Source organism: Streptomyces sp. NPDC045287, from assembly GCF_056432325.1.
Genome location: NZ_JBWKJG010000029.1, coordinates 23,996 through 35,685, shown reverse-complemented (window position 1 = coordinate 35,685; position 11,690 = coordinate 23,996). Strand labels below are relative to the sequence as shown.

Sequence of the window (11,690 nt, the reverse complement as noted above, 5' to 3'; positions counted from 1 at the left end):
GGTACGGCGTGCCAAACTCTTCATCGGTCCCAAGTGGACCTCAACTAGCAGCAGACAAGCTGATGTTGGGAAAGGGAGATCAGTGGGAGTTCCCTTACGCTTCGGCGCCGAGTTGCGCCGACTCAGGCAGGACGCCGGCATGACGCTGGACGACGTCGCCAGGATCGTGAACTACAGCAAAGGTCACCTGAGCAAAATCGAACGGGGTGACAAGAGTCCCTCAGCGTCCCTGGCCCGACAGTGCGACGCGCTCTTCGAGACAGGTGGACGACTCGGACGACTGGCGGAGCCTCGGAACATCCCCGCCGCCCGCGGAGGGCGCATGGCCCGTCGTGACGTGCTCGCCACGGGAGCTGGTTCCCTGCTCGCCGTCACCGTGGTCGGAGGGGAGAAGGATCCGCGCGCGGGAGGGTCCGCGGCCCCACCGGTCGCGGTGTTCCAAGACCAGCTGAGGCTGATGCGATGGCTGGGGCAGAGCAACGCACCGGCCGTTCTGCTGCCGCAGCTGCGTACACAGGCCGCGGCCGTCACCGCCCTGGCCGCGCAGGCCTCGGGTGGCACCCGGACCAGCCTGCTGCTGATCGCGGCGCGCTTCACCGAGTACGCCGGATGGATGGCTCAGGAGGCCGGTGACGTCGCCGGAGCGCTCGGCTGGACGGCCAAGGCGGTGGAGTTGGCGCAGGCCGGCGGAGACGATCATCTGGCGGACTACGCTCTGGTCCGCCGAGCACTGATCGCCCTTTACAACGGGGCGGCGAGAGAGACGATCGCGCTGTCCCGACGGGCGCAGGAGAGCGCCGTACCACCCCGGATCCGCGGGCTGGCCGCACAACATGAGGCCCAGGGGCACGCGTTGGAAGGCGACGAGAAGGAATGCCTCAAGGGACTGGACCGGGCTCGCGACCTCCTGACCGCGAGCACCGCGGCGACCGATACCCCGGTACTCGGGCCCACGCACCTTCCCGACTCCGTCGCCATGGTGACCGGCTGGTGCCTCCACGACCTGGGCCGTCCCCGTAAAGCGGCTGAGGTCCTCGACAGGGAGTGCCTGCGGATCCCGCCCCACGCACTTCGGACCCGGGCCCGGTACGGCATGCGCAGGGCCTTGGCCCACGCCGCCTCCGGCGAGGTCGAGCGGTCCTGCGAGGTAGCCCGGGAACTCCTCGGATTCGTCGATCTCGCTCCCTCCGCAACCATCCAGAGCGATGTGCGCCGCCTCGACCGGGAACTGTCCCGCTACCGAGCCCACCCCGCCGTGCGCGACCTGCGGCCTGCGCTGGTGAGCGCTCTGGCCGCCGGTTGACGGCTCCTTCCGACGCACGTCGCGTGAGGCGTGCCGCCGCGGCACCATCGGATTTCACCCGGCCATCTGTTGCCGGAAGCGTCGCTCCTTCTACCGGCGGTCCGCGTGTCTCCGCACCGAGGAAAACCTTCGTGCGTTCGTGACGCGGCGTGCTCAGGGCAGCGCCGAACCCCCACCTGCCCTGCCGTTCGTTTCCTGCCGTCCCAAGGCGGGCGGTTGAGGCTCTCATCCCCCCTCATTCGTCTAGTACCAGAGGAGGTCTTGCTGTGCCCCTGATCTTCGTGAACTACCGGACCAGTGACGAGGCGGCGGCCGCCACCCTCGTCGAGAGGGAACTTTCCCGGGTGTTCGGTGACGACAACGTCTTCCGTGACAACAAATCGATCCGTGTGGGGAGCAGGTACCCCCAGGAGCTCCTCACCGCCGTACGGCGCAGCAGCGTCGTCATCGTCGTGATCGGCCCCCGGTGGCTCGAGGCGACGGCGGAGGACGGGCGGCCCGCCCTGGAGAACCCGGAGGACTGGACCCGCAAGGAGATCATCGAAGCGTTCGAAACGGGAGCGTTCGTGGTTCCGCTCCTGGTGGGCTCCGCCGAGCACCCGCGACGTGAGGACCTCCCCGCCGACTTGGAGGACCTGGCCGACTGCCAGCACCGGAGGCTCAACCACCGCAACGCCGAAGCCGACCTGTCCCAGTTGGCGCACGACCTGGCCGAACTCAGCCCCGAGCTGGAGGCCGCCATGCGGAAGTACGGCGGCGGGCAGCGCCCGGGGCAGGACGACGGCGCCGAAGGGGACGGCGGATCCGCCCGGTTGCGGGCGCGGGTGATCAAGCACCGCCAGCGGGGCGGCATCGGTTACCTCAACGGGGACCTCTCGGGCACGTTCGTCAGCGACCCGCAGGGACCGGTCCACACCGGCAGCGGAAACCTCTACCACGCCCACGAGCAGCAGGTGGGGCCCCGCTTCTCCGGTGACGGGATGGGCGTCAACTACGTGGCGGACAACCACGGCACGGTCACCCAGGGACCGGAGGCGGAACCGCGCCCCGCGGACGGGAACCGGTGACGGGTACCGGTGGCACGGCGGTCAGCGATCCGCAGTCCGGCGTACACACGGGTAGCGGGGACCAGTACATCTACAACAAGGTCATATGGCATGTCGGTGCCAACGAGCGGCTGCTCCGGTCGGGTGCCACTCGCCTGACGATCGTCCGGGAGCACCGCCGCCGCCTCGCCAGGTGTTTCGTGCGGCCCCGGTTCTACGGGCGTGCTACCGAACGGCTGACGCACCCCGGCTCGGTGGTCCTCCTGGACGGCGCCCCCGGTACCGGCAGACGCGCGGCGGCGACCATGTTGTTGGAAGAGCTGCCGGGCGCGGGCAACCATATGGAGGAGCTGCCCCTGGAGTACGAGGAGGACGTCCTCGACACCAAGCCCGGCAACAGGTACCTGCTGGACCTCTCGGGCGTGCCCGAAGCCGGCTACTCCGACGCGCAGCGTGTCCTCGTCCGGTATCGAGCCGTCGTCGAGCAGAGCCGCTCCTGGATGGTTGCGGTGCTGCCGGCCGGACTGGACTGGATGCTCCACGCGGACCTGTCGCCGCTCGTCGTCGTGCTGGAGCGTCCCCGAGGCCGTGCCGTCTTCAGCAAACACCTCCGAGTCCGCGGCATCGACTTCGAGTCGGACCAACTGGACACCGAGGACCTGGCCCATCTGTTCGCCGCGGCACCCATGCGGGAACTGGCCAGGCTGGCTGAGCTGGTCACCGAGGCGCGCGACAGCAAGCGTTACGGCACGAGCTTCCCCGCCTGGCGCGACGAAGCCGTCGCAGCCGCCACCAACTGGTCGAAGCTGGTCTCCCGCCACCTGCGGGACCACCGCGACGTGGAGGAGCGAGCCCTGCTGCTGTCCGCCGCGATGGCCAGTGGCGCCGCAGCCGAAGCGGTGCACAGCGGTGCGCAGCGGCTGCTGGAGGCCCTTGAGTACCAGCACGACGGCACGCCGAGGCTCGCGCAGGCGGACCTGGGCGAACAACTGGAGGCGCTCGAGGTCGAGCGGGACGACGACGGACGGGTCAGGTTCACGCGGCTCGCCTACGACAACGCGGTGAGGCGCTACTTCTGGGAGAACTTCCCGGACCTTCGGCCGACGTTCCGGACCTGGGTGGCGCGGTGCATGGAGTTGCCGGGGCTCGGGGCCGAGGACCGCATGCGTCTGGTGGACCGGTTCGCCGAGCAGGCGCTCGCCTCGGGGCGCCCCGAGGACTTGTGCGTACTCGTCCAGGAGTGGACGCAGCCGCGCAGGATGTTCCGCGCTGAGGCGGCGGCCGTCCTCGAGCTGGGCCTTGGCCACGACCAGTACGGCTCCTTCTTCCGCTCCCGCCTGTACGACTGGGTGACCGGACGGATATCACCCGATCTGGCGCGCGTGCTGACGGACGTGTGCCGTCAGGTGGTGGCATCGACACACCCCGAGCAGGCCGCGGTCAGGCTGCGGCATCTCGCCCTACGGCAGAGCGGCCAGGTGGCGATCGCTGCCCGGACCGCGCTCCTGGAAGTGGCGCGGGGCAACCGGCGGGTGTACAGCCGGCTCACGGACCGGCTCGTCAGCGGGCCGTTGGACAACGGTGCCGACGACGTCCTCCTCGGGCTGCTCGAACCCGGCGACCTGCGGTTCACACCACCGTGGCAGGAGTTCGTCCTCGCCTGGCGGGCGCTCATGCTCGGCACACCCGCCGCGGCCTGGACGCCACTCCTGCGACGGTGGCTCACCGCCATGACTCGCGACCCCCGGGGTGCCCACGTCGTCAAGGCGCTGCTGCTCGCGGCCGTGGGCGATCCCGCCCTGCTCAACCGTCTGTACGTCGCCGTGTGCGAGTGGGCAGAGGCTGCCATGGAGGACCCACCGCACGGGCTGAGTACGTCCCGCGAGGAGCGTGAGCGTGTCGCTGAGCGGTTCTGCCGGGAAATCGACCGAGCGCTGGGGGTGGACGGAGCACACTCCGCCCCCGCCACACATGGGACAAGGGAGGGCATATGAAGCCCCGCTACACGCCGCGTCCGGCAGCCGTCTTCCTCATCAGCGGGGCCGTGGTGTTCACCTCGGTGCTCGGCTGGCCGGCCTGGACGTGGTACCTCCTGCCGGCGGTCGTCGCGGGCGTGCTGCTCATGGACATCCTCGGACGGAACGGTCGGGTGCGGCAGCCGGCTGAGGGCGGCCCGGGTGACGAGGGCGCCCAGGAGGCGCCTCTCGACCCACCCTTCCAGGACGCTGTCCTGTCGGAGGTTCCGGTGCGCAGCGCTCTCGCGGAGTACCGCTTCCTCTTCTCCGCCACCGTCCGGTGGCGGCCGACACACGGATTCACTCCGGCGTCGCACGGCAATCCGGCCGGACTCGCGGTGACCTCCGTTCTGCGCCGCGTGGAGGAGTGCACGCTGGCCGAGCACCCGAGCCGCAGCGATTTCCTGTCCCACTGGCTGGAGGGCGTCCTCGGTCTCCCCCTCGTCGACGAGTCGGGACTGGTGACGTCCTTCGCCACGGACGTACGGCTCACCCTGCGCCTGGAGGACCAACGACACCTGGATGAAGACGAGGAGCTGAGGAGGTTCACCAATACCTGGGAACGCCATCGCGAGCACGAGCGGAACCGCCGCGCGTACCTCGCCGGGGACGTGCTGCGGTCTCCGGGGAGCGCGGTCGTCTGGTGGCTGGCCCGGCACGAGGAGGAGGTCGACCGCGCCGTGGAAATGATCGGCCCACTGGCCTGCCTGTCCGCCGCCGCCAACGACCAGGAGATCCCCGAGCCCTTCCGTCATCTGGCCGAACCGGCTGAGGCTCTGGTGAGGAGCGAACCGTCCGGGGGTTTCGACCACCCCCAGCCCTTCGACGAGCCCATGCCCTCACAGGGGCCGGACACACGGCGGGCCGATGCGCGGGGCAACCCCGTGTCAACCCTGCTCGACGAGATGGGCTTCCCCCAGGGATCCGAGGAACGAGCCGCGTTCGTCCACCGTCTCGCCAGGACGTCGGAGGCGATGGGCCGGCCGGACGCGGCGGAAGCCCTCCGCCGCGACCTGAAGGACGAGTGCGACGACCTCCGCCCCACCGCCGAGGACAGTACCGAACCGAGGCCGCAGGAACGCCCCGACCCCCGCAGCGAGGAGCAGACCGGCCAGGAGCCCTCTGCGGACACCACCGGCGTGTGGCCGGACGAAGCAGCGGGAACGGTGCCCGCTTGGTGGCGCCTCGACGGAGGAGAAGCACCGCCGCGGGCGGACGTACCCCAGCAACGTGGATACGACGGCGCTACCCTCACGGACCCGGGGGAGGACTCGTGGCAGTGACCGTGCCGCCGTCCGGCGACGCCTTCGCACGGCTGGCGCGCTGGGTCGAGAACTGCTGCTCCGACGAGCGCCTGTGCCTGCACGACGGGGAATGCGCCGACCAGCCGACCACCGACACCTGCCTGCCGCTCGGCTCGGTGCGTGAGGTGATAGGGCGGAAGGGCTCCACCGGGGCCGAGCGAGCCAGGTTGTGGCAGGAGATCGCGCGCCGCGTCCGCGACGAGAGGGAAGGGGAACAGGAGCGGCGGTGGATGATGATCGCCTTGTGGTTGGTGGCACCCCGCTTGAAGGGCATCGCCTGGTCCATCAACCGCCGCAGGCGCGCCGCCGAACTGGGTGATGTGTGCTCGGCGGTCCTGATGGGGGCGATGGAGGGACTGGTCACCGCGGCTGAGGAGAACCCGGGCGGTATCGAGAAGGGTCTCGTCGACGCCGCGTACGCCGCCGGGTGGCGAACCCGTAGGAGGCCGCCCCAGGAGGTGCCGATGGAGGAGATCAGCCACGCGCGGGGAAACCCGCTCCCGCCCGCAGCGGACAGCGAACCGTTGGTCGGCGAGGTGGTGCGGGTCGGAGCGGTGACGGCACCCCTCGTGCAGCGGGCGAACGGCGAGCGCCTGGGCGCCCTGGCACAGCGCCTCGGCCTGTTGCCGCACGTCCGCGACGTACGCCGGCGGCGACGGGCCGGGAAGTGGCCGGAGCGGACCGATGACGATCGCCCGGCCGTGTGGCAACAGAGCCTCTTCGACGGGGAGTGCGGATGAAGCGGCACCGGGACGAGTCCGTGGCGTTTTCGGAGGTCTTCGGCCTGCCCGCGCGGGTGGGGATGCGGATCGCCGCGGAAGCACTGGGCATGAGCCTGACCACGGCCTACCGCCGGGCGCGGCGCGGGGACTTCCCGTGCCGTCTGCGGAAGGAGGGACGCGTGTACGTCGTGCGTCTTCCCGACCTGATGCGCGGCCTCGGTATCCAGGACGTACGCGTGCGGTACGACGACATCGAAGCGGGCGCCAGATTCGCCCGCGGTGACACCGCTTCCTATCCCTAGCTCCCGGCCCGGTGCCGGCCGCCGTCATCCGGTGGCCGGCACCAGGCAGGTCGACGCTGACGGTGGTCGTCCCCGCGCTCGCCTCCGTGACGACGTACCGGTCAGGCTTCACGCCGTGGTGCCTGCTCGAGGAGCGGGTGGTCCGACCACTCACAAGGCCGTCCGCCGGTACGCCGATGCGGTACTGCGCGACACCGACATGCAGGCCGGGGAAGCAGGACAAAGGCGAGGGTCCCGTCCCTGCCTTGCGGGACGGCGGCCAAGCCTCGGTCCCGCGTGGGGAGTGGGGCATCACCCAACGCCGCGGTGAACAGACCGGCATGCTACGGCACAGCGACATCGACCGGGAGCAGTGTCGGGCGGGTGACCACTCCACCAACGCCGACCCACCGACGGAGGGGGCGTTCAGCACCGAAGCCCGTCCTCAACCGCCCGGAAACCACGTGGCTCTCCACCTGCCTCGCGGTGTCCCGGCACCCGCGAGCCGTGATCGCCTACGAGGCCGGCGCGGACGGTCGCGGGGGGCGTGAGGGAGAAGGTTGGTGGACAGCGGTGCTCAACGACATCGTGCACGCGGGCGGGCGCCGCCGGCTCTCCCTCCACCGCAACGGCGCAGAAGCAACCACCGCCCGCCGGCTCTGTGGAGGTCTCCCACAAGGCGTGCCTGCTGACGGACGACACCCAGCGGCACTGCTTCCTCGGGAACGCCCCCTTCAACAGGCTGATCACCGGTGACACCGGCATCGCTCGCTGACCTCTGCCCCGTCATACAGCCCTGAGGTCCCCGGAAAACGACGAGCGATCCACAGATCGGGGGGAATATCGGGGGGAATACCGTGCCCCACGGCAGAACGCGGACGCGGGGGAGGCGGCGGTGAACGGCAACCAGCTCGGAAACGACGGGCTGACGGCCCCGGACGCCGGGCCCGCTCACGGGCACGCACCGGGCACGGGCGCCACGGGCGCGGGCACAGGCGTCACCGGGAGACTGACTGGGACAGGGGCGGAGTTCACCGGGGCGCGTGGATCGGCGCCGGAGCGGCCACCCGGACCGGCGGCCGGCCGGAGCGGTTTCCGGTGGCGGGTCGGGCGAGCAGCCTCAGGTGGGCGCGCTCGTCGTCGGTGAGGCGCAGGGCGATGGAGATCCCGTACGGGACGCTGTCGGACGCGGTGGTGACCCGACCCTGTTCCAGCCGGGTGCAGTGGTCGGCGCTGACCGCCGCCAGGTGCGCCACCTCCTCCGGCGCGGCCCGCTCACCCGCCGCGGGTTGCCGACCCGGGGCAACCCGACGTCCTCGGGGCGGACCGCGGCTCGTCCGGCCTTGAGGAAGTCACCGAGCTCACTCACGCCGCCAGTGTTCCACCCGGTCCGCCGCGCGTTCCCGGGGCCGCTTCCCCCGGGAACGCGATGACCGGGGAGGACAGTGCCCTGGCCGGCTCCCCGCGGAGCGCGAACGCTGGTCGGCGTCTGCTCCGCCACAACCCGAGGAGGACCGCCCATGAACGTGCTCGCGCCGGACACCGCCACCCGGCTCACCGCCGCCGCCCGGAACGCCGCCGAGGGGATCGGCACGGCGATGAACATCGCCGTCGTGGAGGCAGGGGCGACCTCGTCCACTTCTCGAGGACGGACGACGCTGGCTGGGCTCCATCGACCTGGCTCTCAAGAAGGCGCGGACCTCGGCGCTGTTCCGCATGCCCAGTGCCGCCCTGGGGGAGATCTCGCAGCCGGGCGGCCCGGTGTACGGCATCGAGTGGTCCCACCGGGGCCTGGTCCCGTTCGGGGGCGGCCTGCCCCTTCTCCTCGGCGAACGGGTCGTCGGCGCCGTGGGCGTCTCCGGAGGCACCGCGGACCAGGATGTTCGGGCCGCCGAGGCGTGCGTCCGGGCCTTCGCGGCAGCCTGACGCCGGGGCCCGACCGCGCCGACCGACCGCGCCCCGCCGTCCTTCTCCGCGCTCCGGGTTCCACCAGGCACGGCTGTCAGTGCCCGACCCTAGGGTGGCCCCGTGACATTCCGATCCAGTTACTCGCTCCGGCGCATGGTCGAGGCGGCACGGGAGCTCACCGAGCACACGGGCGTACGGAAGCGCATCGACGCGGTGCTGAGCGTCATGGGCGCGGGCTTCGGCGGGACGTACGGCAAGGGCAGGCCGCTGGTGAACGCCCTGGAGGATGTCGCCCAAGAGGCCGTCCTGCACAGCGACTTCGAGCTCGCCCAGCGCTTTCAGCGTTTCGCCGACTACGCCCGGGGCGACCTCTTCCTCGACGTCCTGGAGAACTACTACGACGAGGACGCGCGGCGGCGCAGTGAGGAGCACATGCGGCGGATGGCCGCCCTGGGCGCCGACCGGGCGGTGGCCGTCCTGGACGTCCTGTGCGCGGAGAACCCCGACGCGACCGCCGCCGACGCCCGGGACCTCTTCCGGGGCATCGCCCGGTCCACCGACCACCTGGACCTCGGGACCGGAGAGGGCGGGGTGCAACTGCCCGCCAAGTACCTGAAGTGGCTCCAGCAGTACGGCCACATGGAGATGGTCCTCCGGGACCTGCCCCGGCCCGCTTCCGCCGAGGCCGCGCGGATGATGAGCGACGTCCTGGCGGACGCCGACGCGGGGCTGCTGGCCCAACTGCTCGAACTGAAGGCCAGACGGGCCGGCCTCGCGGCCCTGCGCGCGGCGGTGGACGACCCGGACAGCTCCGAGGGCGCCCTCCACGCCTGCCTGAAGAACCAGGAGTGGATCTTCGGCGGCGCCTACGTGGCCGAGCTGGCCCGCCGCCAGTACACCCCGGACACCATCCTCGACATCCCGCTGTTGCGCGGTGACGGCTCCCTGCACGTGGTGGAACTCAAACGCGCCAACATCGAGCACCTGGTCACCCGGCGAAGCGGCCACCTCATGCTGGGCGCCCCGGCGCACCACGCGGTCTCCCAGGCACAGAACTACCTCCGCACCATGGACGAGGACCGCCGCACCATCCTCGCCCAGTACGGCGTCGACACCCGCAGGGCCTTGGCGACGGTCGTGATCGGCCACCCCCGGTACGTGAGCGGAAGCGTCACGCCCCAGGAGATCGCGGAGACCCTCCGCACCTACAACACGCACACGGCACGCATAGAAGTGATCACGTACGAGACCCTTTTGGAGTCGGCGTCCCGGATGCTGGCCCTCTCGTCGGCCCGGCAGGACCCCGCTCCGGACGAGGAGCCCACGGCATGACCGACACCCCTCCGACGACCGACGCTCCTCCGGTGAACGACGCTCCTCCGGCGATCGAGCCGCTCCTGGCCCGCCTGTGCGGTGGCACCGTCACCGGCGAGGACTACGTCGGCTACTTCATGAACGAGCACGGGGAAGAGCTCGTCTTCGCCCAGCGCCCGGGCGAGAAGACCGCCCGCCTCTGGCACAGCGACGCGGACTGGCAGGTGTTCCGCGTCGGTGACCACTCGATACGGGTCGGCGGCGCGTTGGACGGAATGATCACCGTCGACGACCTGATCATCGACCGCGCGGAGGCGACGTGGCTGTCCTCCTGCCTGTCCGCCTCCCGCCACCTGCGCCCAGGACGCGCCTGACGAGTGCCAGGCCGGACAACGATGAAGTAGGCGACCTGCGCCCTGTCAACACCGCCTGTCGATCCGCTCCAGGGCGGCCAGTCCGCGAGCTCATCAGGGCAGCCTTGCACCGACACAATCCGTGCAAGCAGCGAGGTGATTTAGCGCAAGATTGGCAACAAGTGATCGAGGTCGGTAAATTACCTGACTTATGGTGTGCATGCGAGGGTTCCTTCGCTAGGTTTCCCCGAGTACTGCCCGGGAGGGCTACGCTATTCGGAGAGGCGTAGGCATTGAGTTTGGAGCTCCATGACCCGGAGGGCGGCGCTCAAGAAGTGCTCTCTGTCGCCTCTGACGTCGAAGCGCAGGTGCGAAGCGCTCAAGCGACCCATGCAGGAGATCTTGAGATTGGGAACACTCGGGTCGCATGCGCGGTTCTTGACGGGGGCATCCGAGTAATCAATCAAAGTGCCATGCTGTCGGCGCTCGGAAGGAATAAGCGGCCGAAAGGCGGTGATACCGGAACCATCCTGCTCGCTGCCAATCTGAGTTCCTATATCTCCCCTACGCTCAAAGAAGTTCTGAGTGACCCTATCCACTACAGAATGCCTTCTGGTGTCCGTGCGCTCGGATATCCGGCGAGTGTTCTTCCGGAAATCTGCGAGGTTTACCTGGAAGCTCGCCGAAATGGGGTGCTGCTGAAGAGTCAGGAGCCGGCCGCTGAAGCGGCAGAGATTCTCGTTCGAGGTTTGGCGAGGCTGGGCATCATTGCCCTCGTTGACGAGGCGACGGGCTATCAGGAGGTCCGCGCACGCAGGGAGCTGCAAAAGATCCTCGAAGCCTATGTGACGGCTGAGTTCCGTCCCTGGCTCAAGACATTTCCAGACGAGTTCTTCGAGCAAATCTATCGACTTCAGGGTTGGGAGTACAAACCTGGAACGTCAAAAAGGACTCCGTATGTGGGCAAGTTGGTGAACAAGTACGTCTATAAGCACTTGCCGAATGGAATCCTTGAGGAACTGGAGCGTATCAACCCCCGTCAGGGGAACGGATACCGTCGGCATAAGCATCACCAGCATCTTACCGCTGACACGGGCAACGCTCATCTTGACAAGCAGATTTCCCACGTCATCATGTTGATGAGGATTTCGAAAGATCGATTCGAGTTTGAAGAATTGTTCGCCCGGGCGTTTCCGGATCCTCAGATGCGGCTTCCCTTGTCGCCCGAGTAAGGGCATGGTCGTCTACCGCTCAGTCTTCCCTTGCGTAGAGTTGAGATGGCAGGGCAGTGGCAGTGCGCCCCCCGTCGGCCACTGCGTCAGCCTGTCGGGTGTCAACGTGTAGAGCTGGACGGCTGTTTCGTACATTAATTTCAAGGGCTATTGAGGCCACCAGGTCGCTGCTTCTGTCGGGGTGGGATGAAGCCGTAGGTGCCATCTCCGAG

At 69.3% G+C, this 11,690-nt stretch carries 11 protein-coding genes; 10 read left to right on the top strand and 1 reads right to left on the bottom strand.

Annotated elements, in window-relative coordinates; all coding sequences use genetic code 11:
- The first annotated feature begins 82 nt into the window (after positions 1-82).
- The 6 genes from AC07D6_RS31380 to AC07D6_RS31355 all read left to right on the top strand — a co-directional run bounded on the left by AC07D6_RS31380 (position 83) and on the right by AC07D6_RS31355 (position 6,692).
- Positions 83-1,303, top strand: coding sequence for a helix-turn-helix domain-containing protein (locus tag AC07D6_RS31380; RefSeq protein WP_479050098.1), 1,221 nt, complete (start codon positions 83-85; stop codon positions 1,301-1,303).
- Positions 1,304-1,569: 266 nt separating this feature from the next.
- Positions 1,570-2,370 (top strand): TIR domain-containing protein, encoded by an 801-nt coding sequence (locus tag AC07D6_RS31375; protein ID WP_479050057.1) that lies wholly within the window; start codon positions 1,570-1,572, stop codon positions 2,368-2,370.
- A complete protein-coding gene (locus tag AC07D6_RS31370) occupies positions 2,367-4,343 on the top strand; it encodes a hypothetical protein (protein ID WP_479050055.1) in 1,977 nt (658 codons plus the stop codon). Before AC07D6_RS31375 ends, AC07D6_RS31370 begins: the two co-directional genes overlap by 4 nt.
- Positions 4,340-5,647, top strand: a complete 1,308-nt coding sequence (locus tag AC07D6_RS31365) for a hypothetical protein (RefSeq protein ID WP_479050053.1) — start codon at positions 4,340-4,342, stop codon at positions 5,645-5,647. Before AC07D6_RS31370 ends, AC07D6_RS31365 begins: the two co-directional genes overlap by 4 nt.
- Positions 5,638-6,408 carry a hypothetical protein gene (locus AC07D6_RS31360; protein WP_479050051.1) on the top strand — a complete coding sequence of 257 codons (771 nt, stop codon included), beginning with the start codon at positions 5,638-5,640 and terminating at the stop codon, positions 6,406-6,408. Before AC07D6_RS31365 ends, AC07D6_RS31360 begins: the two co-directional genes overlap by 10 nt.
- Positions 6,405-6,692, top strand: coding sequence for a hypothetical protein (locus AC07D6_RS31355; RefSeq protein WP_479050049.1), 288 nt, complete (start codon positions 6,405-6,407; stop codon positions 6,690-6,692). Before AC07D6_RS31360 ends, AC07D6_RS31355 begins: the two co-directional genes overlap by 4 nt.
- Before the next feature lie 1,010 nt (positions 6,693-7,702).
- Here the strand turns inward: AC07D6_RS31355 and AC07D6_RS31350 are convergent.
- Positions 7,703-7,927 (bottom strand): hypothetical protein, encoded by a 225-nt coding sequence (locus AC07D6_RS31350; RefSeq protein WP_479050047.1) that lies wholly within the window; start codon positions 7,925-7,927, stop codon positions 7,703-7,705.
- A gap of 406 nt (positions 7,928-8,333) precedes the next feature.
- On the opposite strand from AC07D6_RS31350, the gene AC07D6_RS31345 reads away from it, so the two are divergent.
- The 4 genes from AC07D6_RS31345 to AC07D6_RS31330 all read left to right on the top strand — a co-directional run bounded on the left by AC07D6_RS31345 (position 8,334) and on the right by AC07D6_RS31330 (position 11,478).
- A complete protein-coding gene (locus AC07D6_RS31345; RefSeq protein WP_479050096.1) occupies positions 8,334-8,597 on the top strand; it encodes a heme-binding protein in 264 nt (87 codons plus the stop codon).
- A gap of 102 nt (positions 8,598-8,699) precedes the next feature.
- Positions 8,700-9,911 carry a Shedu anti-phage system protein SduA domain-containing protein gene (locus AC07D6_RS31340; protein ID WP_479050045.1) on the top strand — a complete coding sequence of 404 codons (1,212 nt, stop codon included), beginning with the start codon at positions 8,700-8,702 and terminating at the stop codon, positions 9,909-9,911.
- Positions 9,908-10,267: a hypothetical protein gene (locus tag AC07D6_RS31335; protein ID WP_479050043.1), complete on the top strand. Its 360-nt coding sequence runs from the start codon at positions 9,908-9,910 to the stop codon at positions 10,265-10,267. The genes AC07D6_RS31340 and AC07D6_RS31335 overlap by 4 nt, the downstream gene beginning before the upstream one ends.
- Positions 10,268-10,545: 278 nt before the next feature.
- Positions 10,546-11,478, top strand: coding sequence for a P63C domain-containing protein (locus AC07D6_RS31330; protein ID WP_479050042.1), 933 nt, complete (start codon positions 10,546-10,548; stop codon positions 11,476-11,478).
- Positions 11,479-11,690 lie beyond the last annotated feature (212 nt).